We start from the raw sequence: 16,712 nt of genomic DNA on the forward strand, positions 1-16,712 counted from the left end.
CTCCGTTGATGGCCGCCGGCGGGGCACGGGCGGGCCGCCGCGCCGGCTCACGGCGCGCCCCGTGGCGGCAGGTCGAGTTCGAATGGCGAGAGCGGCGCGTCGTCCAGCCGCTCGCGGAAGCCGGCCGCCTCGGGCGGCGGCGGCTCCTCGGGCATCGGCGCCGCCCAGCCCATCCGTTCCGCCCGCCAGGAGAGCCGGGCCCGCAGCGCGGCGTCCGGCCCGCGGCGCGGGGCGCAATCCGGCGCGCCGGGCGCGGGCGGGATGGCCTCGACGGCGCAGCCGGCGGCCAGCACCGCATCGTGGCTGTCGAGCACCAGTTCGACGAGGGCGAAGGGCGCGGCACCCGGCTCGGGCAGGATGCCGTGCCCGTCCACCAGCGCCCCCGTCTCGATCAGCGCGCCATCGAGCAGCAGGGCGTGCGCGGCGGGCAGCAGCAGGTCCTGCTGCGGCGTGCCGTCGTCGAGCGCGCCCGCGCGGATGCGGATGGCAGGCCCCTGCCCCCAGCCCCGCCGCACCGCCGCAAGCGTCCGGAACGGCGCTGCCGCGCCGGAGACGGCGAGGACCAGCATCCCCGGTTGCAGCGCCTCCACCGGCACGGGACCGGCGGGCGTCAGCACGGGCGTGCCGGCGATCAGGCCGCGGACGGGTTCGGGAGGGGCCAAGCGTCTTCCTTTCGAACGCGCCGAGACTCCGCCAGGGCCGGGCGGCGGTCAATGCGGCCGGGGCATCGCTTCAGGCGAGTTCCGGGAAATCCTCCTCGCGGAACTCGCCCTCCCCGCGCAGGCCGGCGCGGAAGCGCTCCTCCTCCAGGCGGCGCAGTTCCACGCGGCGGATCTTGCCGGAGATCGTCTTGGGCAGGTCGCAGGCCTCGATCCGCCGCACCCGCTTGTAGGGCGCGAGCCGCTCGCGCAGGTGGCGGAACAGCGAGAGCATCGTCTCCCGCCCCGGCTCGACGCCGGGCGCGAGCACCACGAAGGCCTTGGGCACCGCGAGCCGCAGCGCATCCGGCGCCGGCACCACGGCGGCCTCCATCACCGCCTCGTGCTCGACCAGCACGCTTTCGAGTTCGAAGGGCGAGATGCGGTAGTCCGACGCCTTGAACACGTCGTCGGCGCGGCCGACGTAAGTGAAGTGGCCCTCCGCGTCGCGGCTCGCGACATCGCCGGTGCGGTAGGCGAGGCCGGTCATGGCTGCGACGCCGCCATCCTCCCGCTGGTAGCCGCGCATCAGCCCGAGCGGCGGGGGGTCGAGCAGCAGCGCGATCTCGCCCTCGGCCACCTCGCGATCCTCGGGGTCGAGCAGGCGGATGCGGTAGCCTGGCGCCTCGTGCCCCATGCAGCCGGGCTTCACGATCTGGCCGGGGAAATAGCCGATCTGCAGCGTGGTCTCGGTCTGGCCGTAGCCCTCGCGGATCGTCATGCCCCAGACCTTGCGGACATGCTCGATGACCTCGGGGTTGAGCGGCTCGCCCGCCGAGCAGAGTTCGCGCAGCGCGCCGCGATGCGGCGCCATGTCCTGCTGCACCAGCATCCGCCAGACGGTCGGCGGCGCGCAGAAGGTGGTCACGCCGCCCGCGGCGATGGCCTCGAGCGTGCCGCGCGCATCGAAGCGCGGCTGGTTGTTCACGAACACCGTCGCGCCCGCGTTCCAGGGCGCGAAGAAGCAGGACCAGGCGTGCTTGGCCCAGCCGGGCGAGGAGATGTTGAGATGCACGTCGCCCGGCTGCAGCCCGAGCCAGTACATCGTGACGAGGTGGCCCGCCGGATAGGATTGCTGGTCGTGCAGCACGAGCTTCGGCTTGGCCGTGGTGCCCGAGGTGAAATAGAGCAGCAGGGGGTCGGTCGCCCGCGTCTCGCCCTCGGGGTCGAAGGTGCTGCCGGCCTTGATGCTCTCGATCTCCGTCCAGCCCGGGGCCTCGCCGACGGAGATGCGGGTGAAGCCCTCCCCGAAACCCGCGAATTTCGGCGTATCCGCCGCCCCCGCCACCACGTGCCGGACGCGCCCGCGGGCGAAGCGGTCGGCGAGGTCGGCCGGGGTGAGCAGCGTCGTCGCCGGGATGACCACGGCGCCGAGCTTCATCGCGGCGAGCATCGCCTCCCACAGCGGCACAACATTGCCGAGCATGAGCAGGATGCGGTCCCCGCGGCGGACGCCGAGCGCGCGCAGGCCGTTCGCGAGGCGGGAGGATTCGATGGAGAGTTCGGCGAAGCTGCGGCTCGCCGCGCCCTCCCCCACGATGCGCAGCGCGGGGGCGTGGGCGAGCGGGCCGGCGGCGAGCTCGGCATCGAACCAGTCGAGGGCGTAGTTGAAGCGATCGAGACGCGGCCAGCGGAACTCGCGATGGGCGGCGGCGTAATCCCCGCGATGCGCCAGAAGCAGGTCGCGCGCCTGCCGGAACGCGGCATTGCCCATGCACGGCCCTCCCCTGCCCGGCCCCTGCGCGAAGCCTAGCGCCCGGCCGAGGGCTGCCGCAACCTGAGCCGGCGCGGGGTGGGGATGGCGCGCCCTGAGGGATTCGAACCCCCGACATTCGACTTAGAAGGTCGATGCTCTATCCAGCTGAGCTAAGGGCGCCACGTCGCTGATAGCATGGCCGCCGGCCGGTCAGTGGGACCAGTTCTCGTGCCGGCCGTAGCGGAAATTGTCGGCATAGACCTTGGGGCGGATGGCCGCGGGCGCCGTCTCGGGCTCGGCCTCGTAGGGGATGCCCTGGGCTTCCGCGAAGGCGATCGCCTGCGCGCGGGTCGGGAAGGTCAGGCGCACCTGGGCGCGCGTGTCGCCCGAGCCGACCCAGCCGGTCAGCGGGTCCACCGCCTTCGGCTCGGCCGGGGCATAGACCAGCACCCAGCCCTGCGACTTGGCGCGGCCGGACTGCATGGCCGATTTCGGCGGCTGGAAGATGCGGGCCAGGCCCTTGCTCTGCGACATGCCTCACGGTCCTCGAAAGCCATCGGGGCGGCGGGATTCGAACCCACGACCTCCTGTACCCAAAACAGGCGCGCTAGCCAGGCTGCGCCACGCCCCGTCGCGGCCGCACCCTATGGAAGTGGCCCCTTCCGGGCAAGGCGCCTCAGGGCGCGGTGCCGAAGATCCGGTGCAGGACGCGGTCGCCGGCGCGGATGTCGAGCCGCTCGGTCACCCCGGCGGCGAGTTCCAGCGTCGCCCGCACCGGCCCGTTGGAGGAGACGGTGGCGAGCGAGAGCGGCACCGTCCGCTCGGCGATGCGGTGTATGCGCCCGTCGGCGGCGATGAACACCATGTCCAGGCTGGTGATGGTGTTGCGCATCCACATGCTGCTCTCGCGCGGGGTTCCCCAGTCGAACAGCATCCCCTCGTCCGGCTTCACCTCGGGGCGGAACATCAGGCCGATCATCTGCTGCTCGGCGGTCAGCGCCATCTCGACCGTGAAGGCGTGGCGGCGGCCGTCACGGGTGAGGATGACCAGCGGCTCGGTCGGCAGGCGGGGCTGCGGGCGGTCCACGCCCGGCTGCGCCCGCGCCATCGCCGCGGGCAGGAGGGCGAGCAGGGCTGGCAGGGCGCGGCGCAGGATCATCCGCGCCTCATGCCACGGCGGCCGGGGCATCGGGAAGGTCGGCCAGCGCCGCCGCCGCCGCCCTTCGCACCGCCGCGCGCACCACCCCCGGGCGCGGCGCGTCGGCGAGGGTGGTGAACCAGTGCTCGGGCGGGTTGCGTCCGGCGGCGCGGTGGAAGCGCAGGTCGCGCAGCACCGCCTCGGCCGCGGCGGGCAGCCGCTCGGGCATGGGCCGGCCGTTGATCTCCCCCCACACCCCGGCCCAGCAGCGCGCCACCGACCAGGGATTGTAGCCGCCGCCGCCGAGCACGATCAGCCGCGGCGCCTCGGCCATCACCGCGCGCAGGACCATGCGGTGGGCATTGTTGGACAGCGAGAGCCTTGCGAGCGGATCCTCCTCCAGCGCATCCGCCCCGCACTGGAGCATCACCGCCTGCGGGCGCAGCCGGCGCAGGATGGGCAGGATGGCCTCGTGCAGCACCCAGGCCATCTCGGTGTCGTTGAAGCCGGCCGGGACGGGGATGTTGCGCGCATGGCCGCCGGCCCGGTCGTCCGAAGCGCCGGTGAAGGGCCAGCGCCCCTCCTCGTGGACCGAGAGGGTGAAGACCCGCGGATCGTCGTGGAAGGCGTCCTGCACGCCGTCCCCGTGATGGGCGTCGATGTCGAGGTAGAGGATGTTCGTCAGCCCGGCATCGAGCCATTCGAGCAGGCCGAGCACGGCATCGTTGAGGTAGCAGAAGCCGCTCGCGCGGTCGGGCCGGCCGTGATGGGTGCCCCCGCCCGGCACATGCACCACCCCGCCGCCGAGCGTCAGCCGTGCCGCGAGCATCGTCCCGCCGGCCGAGGTGGCGGGGCGGCGGAACATCTCGGGGAAGACCGGGTTGCCCTCGGCGCCGAGGCGATGGCGCGCGCGATCCTCCGGCCCGACCGCCTGCGCGGCCTCGGCGCGCATCAGCGCGGCGAGGTAGTCCGCGGTGTGGAAACGCCGCAGCGCCTCGGGGCTCGCGAGCGGGCTTTCGCGGTACTGCGCCTCGGGCAGCCAGCCGAGCGCGCGCACGAGGTCGAGCATCACCGAGACCCGCGGGATCGCGAGCGGGTGCTTCGGCCCGTAGGAGGAGCGGCGGTAGATCTCCGAGCCGATCAGCAGCGGCGGCATCGTCATGCCCTGCAGAGTGAGGCCGCCGCGCCGGCCGGCAAGGGCGTTCCCCGATGGACCGGCCGCGCGGGCTTGACTAGCCTTGTCAGGATCGAGCGAGCCGCGGCCCGGGCGCCCCGGCCGGGGTGGAGGTGAGCCTTGCGATTCAGTGACCTTCTCGTCGCCCTCGAACTGCTCTCGCGGCACGAGGTGAACGATGCCCTCGAACGCCAGGCGCAGACCGGGCGCCCGCTCGGCGACGTGCTGGTGGAGATGGGCCTGCTCAGCAGCCACCAGGTGCAGGAGCTGCAGGACGGGCTGCCCGCCCCGCCCGACACCCTCGCCCAGCTCGGCATCGATTCCCGCATCGTCTTCGACATGCTGGTGAAGTACCTGAGCAATGTCGGCCAGGGCACCACTGCCTCGATCGCCGACACGCTCGCCATCTCCCGCCGGCTCTCGGCGCTGCTGATCGAGACCGCGCGCGCCCAGGGCCTGGTCGAGCTGAAGCCCGGCATCGTCGCGGGGGAGCTGCGCGTGGAGCTCACCCCGCGCGGCCGCTCCATGGCGGTCGAGGCCTTCGCCAACAGCGCCTATATCGGGCCGCTGCCCGTCTCGCTCGAGGAATACTCGGCGCGCGTGCTGCGCCAGTCCATCCGCAGCGAGACGGTCACCGCCGCCGCCGTCGCCCAGGCCATGAGCCCGCTGATGGTCGAGGACGAGCTGCTCGCCACCGTCGGCATCTCGATCAACGCCGGACGGTCGGTGCTGCTCTACGGCGCGGCGGGCAACGGCAAGACCTCGATCGCCGAGCGCATGGTCCGCACCTTCGGGGCCATGGTCCTGGTGCCGCACTGCTTCGAGGTCTCGGGGCAGATCGTGAAGGTCTTCGACCCGGCGGTGCATCGCCGCCTCGGCCTCGCGCCCGGCCGGCAGAGCACGGCCAACCTCTTCGCCGACGAGTTCGACCCGCGCTGGGTGCCCTGCCGCCGGCCCTTCGTGGCCGCGGGCGGCGAGCTCAGCCTCGACATGCTCGACCTGAAGTTCGAGGAGACGGCGCGCTTCTACGAGGCCCCGCTGCACGTCAAGGCGATGAACGGCGTGCTGCTCATCGACGACTTCGGCCGCCAGCTCGTGCGCCCCGACGCGCTGCTGAACCGCTGGGTGGTGCCGATGGACCGGCGGATCGACTTCCTGAAGCTGCACACCGGCCAATCCTTCCAGATCCCCTTCGACCAGCTGCTGGTCTTCTCGACCAACCTCTCGCCGGCGGACCTGATGGATCCGGCCTTCCTCCGCCGCCTGCCCTACAAGATCCATGTGCGCGGCCCCTCGGTGACCGATTTCGCCAAACTGCTGGTCGCCAAGGCCGAGGCGCGCGGCGTCGCCTATTCCGAGGAGGCCGTGATCGCGACGATCGAGGCGATCCAGAGCCACGGCACGCCGCTCGCCTACTACCAGGCGACCGAGATCCCGGAACAGATCGCCGATTTCTGCGAGTTCCTCGGCCGGCCGCTGGAGGCGAACGAACAGACCATCCGCTTCGCGCTGGGCAACATGCTGGTGGACAAGGACTAGCGAGGCGGGACCGGCGCGGGCCCACGTGCCCTTGACCGCGGGCCTGCTCCGCCGCGTCATGCCGGCATGACCGATCCCGCCGACATGACCGCCTCCGCCGCCCGCGCCGCCATCGAGGCGGGCCGGCTCTCCCCCGCCGCGCTGATGGAGGCCTGCCTCGACCGCATCGCCGCGCAGGAGGACAGGGTCCGCGCCTTCGCCTGGCTCGACCCCGCCCTCGCCCGGCGCGGCGCGGCTTCGGCGGGCGATGGGCCGCTCTCCGGCATCCCGATCGGCGTCAAGGACGTGATCGACACGGCGCAGATGCCCTCGCAATACGGCTCGCCCGCCTGGGCGGGGCACCGGCCGCGGGCGGATGCGGCCTGCGTCGCCGCCGCCCGGGCCGCCGGCGCGGTCGTCATCGGCAAGACCGTCACGACCGAGTTCGCCACCCGCCATCCCGGCCCCACCGCGAACCCGGCCAACCTCGCGCATACCCCCGGGGGGTCCTCTTCGGGCTCGGCCGCGGGGGTGGCGGCGGGCTTCTTCCCCCTCGCCTTCGGCACCCAGACCGCGGGCAGCATCGTCCGCCCCGCGGCCTATTGCGGCGTGGTGGGCTTCAAGCCGTCCTTCGGCACGCTGCACCGCGCGGGCATGAAGGTGATGAGCGAGAGCCTGGACACCATCGGCGTCATGGCGCGGTCGGTGGCCGATTGCGCGCTCGCCATGGCGGCGATGACCGGGCTCGATTTCGGCCGCCCCGAGGCGAAGCCGCCGCGCGCCCCGCGGCTCGCGCTGGTCATGGCGCCCGCCTCGGTCGAGCCCGCGTCCGAGACGCTGGCGCTGATGGAGCGCGCCGCCGAGGCCTGCCGCCGCGCCGGCGCGACCGTGGAGCCGGTGTCGCTGCCCGAGGCGTTCCACGCCGCCTATGCCGCGCATCCCTTCGTGATGAACATGGAGAGCGCGGAGGCGATCGGCTGGGAACTGGACCATGCGCGGCCGCTGCTCTCCGCCGTGCTGCGCGAGCGGATGGACTGGGCGCGGGCCCAGCCGCGCGGGCGCCTGATCGAAGGCCGTGCGGCCTTCGCCGCCGCGCGCGCCGCCTTCCCCGCCGCCATCGAGGGCTTCGACGCGGTGCTGACGCCCGCGGCCCCCGGCGAGGCGCCGCGCGGCCTCGACTGGACTGGCGATCCGGCCTTCAACGCGCTGTGGACGCTGCTGCACGGGCCCTGCATCACAATCCCCGCGGGCACCGGGCCGCAGGGCCTGCCGCTCGGCATCCAGCTCGCGGGCCGGATCGGGGAGGATGCGGCGCTGCTCGGCTGGGCGGAGTGGGTGCGGGCGGCGCTGGGCTGATGCCCTGCGGACGAAGCGTCATCCTTTGCCCACGGGGCATCAGGATCTCGTTCCGCGTTCGGCCGCCCCACCAGCCTCGGGCGCCATACCACAGGGCGAAAGCTCAGGCCGTTCGCGCGCCGGCATGAGGGGCGCCCGCCAGGCCGGGCCCTTCGCCCGCCGGTATCGCGTCGTAGACCGCGTATTCGGCGGCGAGGCGCCGGCGCAGGCCAGCGAGGTCCACCCCGGCGAAATCGGCATCCCGCCGGGGCCGGGAGCGGTTCGTCACCTTGAGCTCGAGCGCCTGGCCGCACATTCCTTCGAGCATCCGCAGCAGCCGCGCATGGTCCTCGAAGCGGATCAGCTCGATCGCGCCCGGCGTGCCGTCCGCGCCGCGCAGGAAGTCCGTCTGGCGCAACACGCCGCCCACGCGCGGCGGACGGGGCGAGAAATAGGCGTCGAGGAAGGCGGCGAAGCTCGGACAGCCCTCGCGCGCGCCGCCGGCGGCCGAGGGACGGCCCGCCTCGTCCCAGGAATAGCGATACCAGGAATAGAGCCAATCGATCGGCTCGCGCATCAGGCAGAAGACGCGCGGGGCGAAGGGGGCGGGCGCGCGGCGGGCGGCGAGCATCGGCAGCACCCAGCGCTGCACGAAGGCGAAGTCCACATGCTTCATGTGGTCCTTGAAGCGCACGTCGCAGACCGGCGTCAGCGCCTGCTGCAAGGAGGAGGAGGCGCATTTCGGCATCGAAAGCACGATGAAGCCGAAGCGCAGCGAAGCCATCATCCCGTCGTCATCCCGGTTCCGCGCTGCCCTTGGCCGGGGGGTGGGGGCGCGTCAAGGGGCGCGAGGGCGGCGCAGGCGCATGGGCGGGAGGGGCGGCCCTGCGGCCTTCTCATCCCCCCCGGCCTGACGGGGGCAGCGCCTTCATCGCCTCGGTGGTGTCGAAGTCGCGCAGCACGGCATCGTCCGCCATCTCGACCTCCACCATGCGGTCGGCATGCTTGCCCACCAGGTGCCGGGCGCCGACATCGCCGGTGATGCTGGCCATCTCGGCCAGGAACTCGCGCGACCACAGCATCGGGTTGCCCTGCTTGCCGCGGAAGGTCGGCATCACGATCGCGCGCCCCTCCTCGGGGTCGAAGGCGGCGATCAGCCGGTCGAGCATCGCGCCCGAGACGAGCGGCATGTCCCCGAGGCAGACAAGGAAGCCCTCCGCCTCGGGCGGCAGCGCGGCGAGGCCGGCCTTGAGCGAGGCCGAAAGCCCCTCCGCATAGCCCTCGGCATGGGCGAAGAGCACGGGGCGGCCCGACAGCGCCTCCTCCACCCGGTCGCGCTCATGGCCGGTGACGACGATGACCGGCCGCGCATGGGAGGCGAGGACATTGTCCACCACCCGCGCGACCATCGGCGTGCCCTGGCTGTCGGCGACCAGCAGCTTGTTGAGCGGCGCCATGCGGCGCGAGCGCCCGGCGGCGAGCACGATGGCCGCGACCGTGCGCGGGCGGCGCGGGGCGAGCAGCGGCGGCGGCGTGCGCGGCGCCTGCTCGCGCGGCAGCGGGCGCGTCTCGATCTCCTTCAGAAGCCCGCCGACGCCCATCGCCATCACGTCCTTCGCCGTGACCTTCAGCCCGGCGAAGAGGCGCTGCAGCACCCAGTCGAAGCCGTTGAGCTTGGGGCTGCGCGCGCAGCCGGGCAGCACCAGCGCGGGGATCTCCCCGATGCGGCCGAGGCAGAGCAGGTTGCCCGGATCCACCGGCATGCCGAAATGCTCGATGCTGCCGCCCGCGCGGACGATGGCCGCGGGCCCCACATCGCGCCGGTCCACCACCGCCGAGGCGCCGGCGATCAGCAGGATCTCGGCACCGGAGCGCCGCAGGCGGCCGAGCGCCTCGGCGACCGCACCCTCCTCGTGGCGCACGCGCTCGACCGGCAGCAGCGTGCCCTGCAGCGCGGCGAGGCGCGCGCCGGTCGCCTCCACCGCGCCTTCCATCACGCTTTCCTTGATGCCGGGCAGCTCGGTCAGCACCAGGCCGACCTTGAGCGGGCGGAAGGGATGGATGGCGAAGGCCGGGCCCGCGCCGCCGCGGGCGACCGCCTCGGCCACCGCCAGCACCTTGCCCGGCACGGCGAAGGGGATGACCTTGATGGTCGCGATCATCTCCTTCGCCGTCACCATGGTGTGGTTCGGCAGGGTGGCGACGGTCAGGCTCTCGTCCACCGCGTTGATGGCGTTGATGCGCCGCTCGTCCAGCACGAGCAGGCCGGCTGTCTCGGCGAGCAGGTTCACGCGCCCGGTGGCGGCGCGGGAGCGGGCGATGTGCGCGGCCGTCAGCGCGGTGGCGAGCCGGTCGGCCGCCTCGTCCTCCGGCACGTCGCCGGCCTCGAGCCGCGCGGTCACGACCTCCCGCCGGCCCGCCTCGCGCAGCGCGGCGACCGCCGCCTCGTCCAGAACGGAGCCCTTCTTGAGCACCTTGCCGGGCAGGCGCAGCGAATGGGCGAGGATGGCGCCCTTGGCTTCCTCGAGCGGCGTCGGGCCGAAGATCATGCCGAGATGCCGATGCTGACGCGCGGCTCCGCCGCCGCCGGGACCGGGCGCGGCTGGCCGAGCGCCGCCCCGCGCCGCGCGGCGACGATCTCGGCCATGACCGAAAGCGCGATCTCGGGCGCCGTCACCGCCGCGATGTCGAGGCCGACCGGGGCATGGATGCGTGCGATGGCGTCGTCGTCGTGGCCGAGCTCCTTCAGCCGCGCGACGCGCTTGGCATGGGTGCGCCGGCTGCCGAGCGCGCCGATGTAGAAGGCCGGGCTGCGCAGCGCGGCATCGAGCGCGGGGTCGTCGAGCTTGGGGTCGTGCGTCAACGTGACCACCGCGCTGCGCGCATCGGGCTTGAGCGCCGCCATCGCCTCGTCCGGCCAGTCGGTGCGGAGCGTGAAGCCGGGCAGGCGCTCGGCGGTGGCGAAGGCGCGGCGCGGGTCCACCACGATCATCTCGAAGCCCAGCGGGGCGGCCATCGGCGCCATGGCCTGGGCGATGTGCACCGCGCCGACGACGATGATGCGCAGCGGCGGGTTGTGCGGGTGGACGAACCAGGTCTCGCCGTCGAGCGCGACCGTCGTGGACTTCTCGCTGCCCAGCGCCTGTCGCGCGGCCTCGGCGAGTGCTGCCGGCAGCGCCTCCTGCGGCCAGAGATGCTGCGCCCCGTCGCTCAGGCGCGTGAGCAGCACCACCGGGCGCTGCGCCGCGCGCTCGGCCTGCAGCCGCGCGAGCGTCTCGGCCTTCATGTCAGCGGCTCCACGAAGACCTTCACCCTGCCGCCGCAGGACAGGCCCACTTCCCAGGCGCGCTCGTCCGAGACGCCGAAATCGAGCAGCTGCGGCGTGCCGGTGGCCATCGCCTGCTTCGCGGCATCGGCCACCGCGCCCTCGATGCAGCCGCCGGAGACCGAGCCGGCGAGCCGCCCCGAGGCGGTGACGGCAAGCCGCGAGCCGGCCGGGCGCGGGCTGCTGCCCCAGGTCTCGACGACGGTGGCGATGGCGACCTGCTCGCCCTGCGCCTTCCAGGCGGCGGCGAGGCCGAGAATGTCCTCGGGCTGGGTCGTGTCGTGGCTCATGCGGCCATTCTCCCGCGCTGCGCGGCGTGGCGGTCGGACAGGGTGGCGACCAGGTCACGCAGGCTGTTGAGACTATGCACCGGGCGGAATTCGTCCACATGCGGCAACAGCGCCCGGATGCCCTGGGATTTGGGCTGGAAGCCCGCGAATCTCAACAGCGGGTTCAGCCAGATCAGCCGCCGGCAGGAGGCGCGCAGCCGTTCCGCCGCCTCCGCCAGCCCCTTCGCCCCCTCGCGGTCGAGCCCGTCGGTGATGAGCAGCACCACCGCGCCCTGCCCCAGCACGCGGCGGGCCCAGAGCCGGTTGAACAGGGCCAGCGATTCGCCGATGCGCGTGCCGCCCGACCAGTCCGGCACGATGTGCGAGACCATCTCGAAGGCGATCTCCGGGTCGCGGTGGCGGAGCTGGCGCGTCACGTTGGTCAGGCGCGTGCCGAAGAGGAAGGTGTGCACGCGGTCGCGGTCGTTCGCCACCGCATGGAGGAAATGCAGCAGGATCTGCGCGTAGCGCGACATGCTGCCGCTGATGTCGCACAGCGCCACCAGCGGCGGCGGCCGCGTGAGGCGGCGGCGGCGCGCGAGGTCCAGCACATCCCCGCCCGTGCGCAGGCTGCGGCGCAGGGTGGCGCGCAGGTCGGCCGAGGGGCCGAGCGGGTCGGGACGGAAGCGGCGCGTGCGCTGCGCATCGAGCGGCAGCACGAGGCGGCGGATCTCCTGCTTGGCCGCGGCGATCTCGGCCGCCGACATGGCCTCGAAATCCATCTGCTGGAGGCGCTCGCGCTCGCTGACGGTGAAGGTCATGTCGTGCTGCCGGGGCGGCTCCGCGGGCGGCTTCGGCTTCGGCGCGTTCTGCTGCATCGCCTCGGCGATGCGGCGCGAGACGGGCGGCGCCTTCTCCTCCTTCGGCTTGTTGCCGTCCATCAGCGCCATGGCGGCGGCGTGGGCGGCGGCCTCCGGGTCGCGCCAGAAGAGCAGAAAGGCCTGGTCGAAGAGGTCGAAATGCTCGTGCCGGTGGACCATCACGGCGCGCAGCGCGGCATGGACCTGGCGGCGGTCGGCGATGTCCACCGTGGTCAGGGCCTCGAGCCCGGCGATGGCCTCCCCGGGGCCGAGCGGCAGGCCGGTGCGGCGCAGCAGCCGGGTGAAGGCGAGGAGGTTGTCCGCGATGTGCCCGCCCGGCGCGGCGGCGGCGGCCTCCGCGCGCGCCCGCGCCGCGCCGATGATGCGTGCGGCGTCCCGGTCGGGGGTCAGCGCCACGGCAGCCTCCGGACGCGGCCCCGATGGCCGGTTCCCGAGCGCCTTCCAGCCCTCGGCGGGAGGGGTCCGGGGAGGGCGGCGCCCTCCCCGCTCATGAGGTGGCTTCGGCGATCAGGCGCGCCGCCTCCGCCCCCTTCAGCTTGGCGATGTCGTCCTGGTACTTCAGCAGCACGCCGAGCGTCTCGTCCACCGCGCCGGGTTCGAGCTCCTTCGCGTCGAGCGCGGCGAGCGCCTGCGCCCAGTCGATCGTCTCGGCCACACCCGGCAGCTTGAAGTAGTCCCCCTCCCGGACCTTCTGCACGAAGGCGACGATCTGCGCGGAGAGCTTCTCGGGCAGGCCGGGCGCGCGCAGGCGCAGGATGGCGCGCTCGCGCGCCGCATCCGGGTAGTCCACCCAGTGGTAGAGGCAGCGCCGGCGCACCGCGTCGTGCACCTCCCGCGTGCGGTTGGAGGTGATGATGACGACGGGCGGCGTGAGCGCCCGCACGGTGCCGAGCTCGGGAATGGTGATCTGGAAGTCGGCGAGGATCTCGAGCAGGAAGGCCTCGAAGGGCTCGTCGGCGCGGTCGAGCTCGTCGATCAGCAGCACCGCCGGCTCGCCCTCCAGCGCCTGGAGCAGCGGGCGGGCCTGGAGATACTTGCGGTCGTAGATGCCGCGCTCGATCGCCTCGCGGTCGGTCTCGCCCGCCGCCTCGGCGAGGCGGATCGCCATCAGCTGCCGCGCATGGTTCCATTCATAGGCCGCGGCCGAGAGGTCGAGCCCGTCATAGCATTGCAGGCGCACCAGGTGCCGCGGCAGCATCTTCGCGAGCACCTTGGCGATCTCGGTCTTGCCGGTGCCGGGCTCGCCTTCCAGGAACAGCGGGCGGCCCATCCGCAGCGCGAGATGCACCGTGGTCGCGAGCGCGCGGTCCGCGACATAGCCGCCGGCGGCGAGCAGCGCCTGGGTCTGCTCGACGCTCTCCGGAAGGCCGGGCCGGCGCGGCGTCTCTGCGCCCGGCGCGCTCACAGGAACATCAGCGCCAGGATGACGAGCCAGATGGCCCCGCCCACCCAGGCCATCAGCGGGATGCCGTAGGGCGCCTCGGGCAGCAGGTCGAGGATGGAGATGCCCGCCGGCGCGGCCGGCATCGGGCGCGGCGCGGGCGCGGCGGCGGGTTCGGCGGCGCCCTCCGGCGCGGCCTCGGCCGGGGCGGGTGGCGGCGGGGCGAGGGCCGCGGCGAAGCGGTCGAAGAACTGGTCGGACATCTGCTTGGCGGTGCTGTCGATCAGCCGGGCGCCGAGCTGCGCCATCTTGCCGCCGACCTGCGCCTTGACGGTGTAGGTCAGCAGCGTCTCCTCCGGCCCGATCTCCTGCAGCGCGACATCGGCGCCGCCCTTGGCGAAGCCCATCGCGCCGCCATTCCCCTCACCCGTGATGGTGTAGGAGGCGGGCGGGTTGACGTTCTCGAGCCGCACCTTGCCGCCGAACTTGGCGGCCATCGGGCCGATCCTCACCGCGACCTTCGCCTCGAAGGCGTCATCGGCGGTGCGCGTGACGGATTCGCAGCCGGGAATGGCCGCGCGCAGCATCTCGGGGTCGTTCAGCGCCTCCCACACCCGCTGGCGCGGGGCGGGGATGCGGCGCTCGCCGGTCATGTCCATCGGGTTGCTCTCCTGTCCGGGCGGCAAACTAGGGCCGGGGCATGGGCGGGAAAAGGGGGCGGGGCACTTGTGGGCGGGCCGCGCATCCGGCAAGGACGCGGCGTGACAAGGGGAAGCGGGGGGGGGTGTCGCCCTCCGGCGATCAGGGGAAGCGAGTGACGATGCGTCTGGCCAGAGCCCTTCCTGCCGTGCTCGGCGCGGCCGTGCTGCTCGGTGCCGGCACCTCACCCGCCGCGGCGGCGGGCGTCTCGGGGGCGGAACTTTCCCTCGCCTGGGGCATTCCCTTCGCCGGCCTGCTGCTCTCGATCGCGCTGATGCCGCTGGTGGCGGGGCACATCTGGCACCACCACTACGGCAAGATCGCCGCCGGCTGGGGCCTTCTTCTCGTGGTGCCCTTCGCCGCCTTCTTCGGGCCCGCCGCCGCGGCCTCCGAGGTCTGGCACGTGATGCTGCAGGAATACATCCCCTTCATCGCGCTGCTGCTCGCGCTCTATGTCGCGGGCGGGGGCGTGCTGCTGCGCGGCACGCTGGTCGGCACGCCCGCGACGAATACGGCGATCCTCGCGCTCGGGACCGTCATCGCCTCGCTGATGGGCACGACCGGCGCCTCGATGGTGCTGATCCGGCCGATCCTGCGGGCCAATGCCTTCCGCCGCCGCAAGACGCACACCTTCGTCTTCTTCATCTTCCTCGTCAGCAACATCGGCGGCTCGCTCACCCCGCTCGGCGATCCGCCGCTCTATCTCGGCTTCCTCAAGGGTGTGTCCTTCTTCTGGACGACGACGCACCTGTTCTGGCCCTTCATCGTCTCCTCGCTGATCCTGCTCTCGATCTACTACGTCCTCGATTCCTGGCTGTGGGCGAAGGAGAAGCCGGTTGTGCCCGACAGCGGGGAGAAGGTGCCGCTGCGCCTCGAGGGCAAGGTGAACCTGCTGCTGATCGGCGGCGTCGTCGCGATGGTGCTGGTCCAGGGCTACTGGCAGCCGGGCGAGGTCGCGCTGTTCGGCGACCGGATCGGCATCGAGCGGCTGGTCGGCGTCGCGGTCTTCGTACTGATCGCCTGGATCTCGATGCGCGTCACCTCGCTCGAGCTGCGCGAGGCGAACGGCTTCGCCTGGGGCGCGATTCTCGAGGTCGCGAAGCTCTTCGCGGCGATCTTCGTCACCATGGCGCCGGTGATCGCGATTCTGCGCGCGGGCATGGACGGTGCGGCGGCGCCGCTGGTGGCGCTGACCTCCGATGCGGCGGGCCAGCCGGTGCCCTGGGTGTATTTCTGGACGACCGGCGCGCTTTCCTCCTTCCTCGACAACGCGCCGACCTATCTCGTCTTCTTCAACCTCGCCGGCGGGGACCCGGGCGTGCTGATGACGTCGGGGGCGCTGACGCTCGCCGCCATTTCCTGCGGCGCGGTGTTCATGGGCGCGAACTCCTACATCGGCAATGCGCCGAACTTCATGGTCAAGGCGATCGTCGAGGAGAACGGGGACCGCATGCCCTCCTTCTTCGGCTATTGCGCCTGGGCTGCGGTGTTCCTGCTGCCGCTCTTCGTCCTCATCACCTTCATGTTCTTCTGAGGAGGGCCCGATGCCCTACGTCATCGCCGACGACCTGCCCGAGGAACCCGCGGGCCTGCGCTTCCGCCGCCTGCTCGACCGGCCGGAGATCCTGCAGATGCCGGGCGCGCATCTCGGCCTCGCCGCGCTGCTGGCGAAGAAGGCGGGATTCTCCGCGCTGTATATGTCCGGCGCCGCGATGTCGGCGACGATGGGCCTGCCGGATCTCGGCATGATCACGGTGGACGACGTGGCCTGGCACATCCGCCAGGTGGTGCGCGCCTCCGCCCTGCCGGTGCTGGTGGACGGCGACACCGGCTATGGCGAGGCGCTGAACGTCATGCACATGGTCCGCTGCTTCGAGGAGGCCGGGGCGGCGGCGGTGCATCTCGAGGACCAGCTGCTGCCGAAGAAGTGCGGGCACCTCAACGACAAGAAGCTCGCCGGCGCGGACGAGATGGCCGCCAAGGTGGCCGCGGCGCGCAAGGCGCGGCGTCACCTCTACATCATCGCGCGCACCGATGCGGTGGCGAGCGAGGGCATGGACGCGGCGGTGGCGCGCGCGCGCCGCTACCTCGATGCGGGGGCGGACGCGATCTTCCCCGAGGCGCTGACCAACCGCGAGATGTTCGAGGAGTTCGCGCGCCGCATGCCCGGGGTGAAGCTGCTCGCGAACATGACCGAGTTCGGCCGCACGCCCTTCTTCACCGCCGCCGAGTTCCAGGCCATGGGCTACGCCATGGTGATCTGGCCCGTGAGCCACCTGCGCGTCGCGGCGCGGGGCATGGAGGAGCTCTACGCCTCGATCCGCGAGCATGGCGGCACCCACCGGATGGTGGACCGCATGCAGACCCGCGCCGAGCTGTATGAGACGATCGGCTATCACGCCTATGAGGCGCTGGATGCGAGCCTGATCCGCACCGTGGTGCCGGAGGCGATGCCGCAGCGCTGAGTTCCCGCGGGCGCGGCGCCTCTCGGCCGCGCCCCCCCCGCGGCATTCCTGCAACAGCCGTGGCGGAACCGCACCGCCCCCGCGCCAAGTCATCCCCGCTTTCCCGCGCCTGTGGATAACCTGCGCCCGCCCG

The 16,712-nt window shown here is 72.8% G+C and carries 16 protein-coding genes and 2 tRNA genes; 4 read left to right on the top strand and 14 right to left on the bottom strand.

Features of this window, described 5'->3' with window-relative positions; genetic code table 11:
• Window positions 1-47 precede the first annotated feature (47 nt).
• The 7 genes from FHS88_RS16045 to FHS88_RS16075 all read right to left on the bottom strand — a co-directional run bounded on the left by FHS88_RS16045 (window position 48) and on the right by FHS88_RS16075 (window position 4,694).
• A complete protein-coding gene (locus tag FHS88_RS16045; RefSeq protein ID WP_184486475.1) occupies window positions 48-662 on the bottom strand; it encodes a Hint domain-containing protein in 615 nt (204 codons plus the stop codon).
• Between the two features lie 70 nt (window positions 663-732).
• Window positions 733-2,412, bottom strand: coding sequence for an AMP-binding protein (locus tag FHS88_RS16050; RefSeq protein ID WP_184486476.1), 1,680 nt, complete (start codon window positions 2,410-2,412; stop codon window positions 733-735).
• A gap of 85 nt (window positions 2,413-2,497) precedes the next feature.
• Window positions 2,498-2,574: transfer RNA gene (locus tag FHS88_RS16055), tRNA-Arg, on the bottom strand.
• Between the two features lie 30 nt (window positions 2,575-2,604).
• Window positions 2,605-2,928 (bottom strand): ETC complex I subunit, encoded by a 324-nt coding sequence (locus FHS88_RS16060; RefSeq protein ID WP_184486477.1) that lies wholly within the window; start codon window positions 2,926-2,928, stop codon window positions 2,605-2,607.
• Window positions 2,929-2,950: 22 nt separating this feature from the next.
• A tRNA-Pro gene (locus FHS88_RS16065) sits at window positions 2,951-3,025 on the bottom strand.
• Window positions 3,026-3,070: 45 nt separating this feature from the next.
• Window positions 3,071-3,553 carry a DUF192 domain-containing protein gene (locus FHS88_RS16070; RefSeq protein WP_184486478.1) on the bottom strand — a complete coding sequence of 161 codons (483 nt, stop codon included), beginning with the start codon at window positions 3,551-3,553 and terminating at the stop codon, window positions 3,071-3,073.
• A 7-nt stretch (window positions 3,554-3,560) separates the two neighbouring features.
• A complete protein-coding gene (locus FHS88_RS16075) occupies window positions 3,561-4,694 on the bottom strand; it encodes an acetoin utilization protein AcuC (protein ID WP_184486479.1) in 1,134 nt (377 codons plus the stop codon).
• Between the two features lie 132 nt (window positions 4,695-4,826).
• On the opposite strand from FHS88_RS16075, the gene FHS88_RS16080 reads away from it, so the two are divergent.
• The gene (locus FHS88_RS16080) at window positions 4,827-6,245 is read left to right on the top strand and encodes a P-loop NTPase family protein (protein ID WP_184486480.1); all 1,419 of its coding nucleotides are present in this window, start codon (window positions 4,827-4,829) and stop codon (window positions 6,243-6,245) included.
• 66 nt (window positions 6,246-6,311) lie between these two features.
• Window positions 6,312-7,580 carry an amidase gene (locus FHS88_RS16085; RefSeq protein WP_184486481.1) on the top strand — a complete coding sequence of 423 codons (1,269 nt, stop codon included), beginning with the start codon at window positions 6,312-6,314 and terminating at the stop codon, window positions 7,578-7,580.
• A gap of 103 nt (window positions 7,581-7,683) precedes the next feature.
• On the opposite strand, the gene FHS88_RS16090 is transcribed toward FHS88_RS16085, so the two are convergent.
• From FHS88_RS16090 to FHS88_RS16120, 7 genes are all read right to left on the bottom strand, one after another.
• The gene (locus FHS88_RS16090; RefSeq protein ID WP_184486482.1) at window positions 7,684-8,343 is read right to left on the bottom strand and encodes a hypothetical protein; all 660 of its coding nucleotides are present in this window, start codon (window positions 8,341-8,343) and stop codon (window positions 7,684-7,686) included.
• Between the two features lie 112 nt (window positions 8,344-8,455).
• Window positions 8,456-10,108, bottom strand: a complete 1,653-nt coding sequence (locus FHS88_RS16095) for an NTP transferase domain-containing protein (RefSeq protein WP_184486483.1) — start codon at window positions 10,106-10,108, stop codon at window positions 8,456-8,458.
• Window positions 10,105-10,845, bottom strand: a complete 741-nt coding sequence (locus FHS88_RS16100) for an XdhC family protein (protein WP_184486484.1) — start codon at window positions 10,843-10,845, stop codon at window positions 10,105-10,107. The genes FHS88_RS16095 and FHS88_RS16100 overlap by 4 nt, the downstream gene beginning before the upstream one ends.
• On the bottom strand, window positions 10,842-11,174 hold the full coding sequence (locus FHS88_RS16105) for an XdhC family protein (RefSeq protein ID WP_184486485.1): 333 nt from the start codon (window positions 11,172-11,174) through the stop codon (window positions 10,842-10,844). Before FHS88_RS16105 ends, FHS88_RS16100 begins: the two co-directional genes overlap by 4 nt.
• Window positions 11,171-12,430, bottom strand: a complete 1,260-nt coding sequence (locus FHS88_RS16110) for a VWA domain-containing protein (RefSeq protein ID WP_338146614.1) — start codon at window positions 12,428-12,430, stop codon at window positions 11,171-11,173. The genes FHS88_RS16105 and FHS88_RS16110 overlap by 4 nt, the downstream gene beginning before the upstream one ends.
• 91 nt (window positions 12,431-12,521) lie before the next feature.
• Window positions 12,522-13,439, bottom strand: coding sequence for an AAA family ATPase (locus tag FHS88_RS16115; RefSeq protein WP_184486486.1), 918 nt, complete (start codon window positions 13,437-13,439; stop codon window positions 12,522-12,524).
• Window positions 13,436-14,074, bottom strand: a complete 639-nt coding sequence (locus FHS88_RS16120) for a CoxG family protein (protein WP_184486487.1) — start codon at window positions 14,072-14,074, stop codon at window positions 13,436-13,438. The genes FHS88_RS16115 and FHS88_RS16120 overlap by 4 nt, the downstream gene beginning before the upstream one ends.
• Before the next feature lie 161 nt (window positions 14,075-14,235).
• On the opposite strand from FHS88_RS16120, the gene FHS88_RS16125 reads away from it, so the two are divergent.
• Both FHS88_RS16125 and prpB read left to right on the top strand, forming a co-directional pair.
• Complete coding sequence (locus FHS88_RS16125; protein ID WP_184486488.1) at window positions 14,236-15,648, top strand: sodium:proton antiporter; 1,413 nt, start codon at window positions 14,236-14,238, stop codon at window positions 15,646-15,648.
• Between the two features lie 10 nt (window positions 15,649-15,658).
• Entirely contained in the window at window positions 15,659-16,579 is a 921-nt protein-coding gene (prpB, locus tag FHS88_RS16130) for a methylisocitrate lyase (protein ID WP_184486489.1), read from the top strand.
• The last annotated feature ends 133 nt before the right edge of the window (window positions 16,580-16,712 follow it).

The organism is Neoroseomonas alkaliterrae, from assembly GCF_014199195.1.
GTDB classification, from domain to species: Bacteria; Pseudomonadota; Alphaproteobacteria; order Acetobacterales; family Acetobacteraceae; genus Neoroseomonas; species Neoroseomonas alkaliterrae.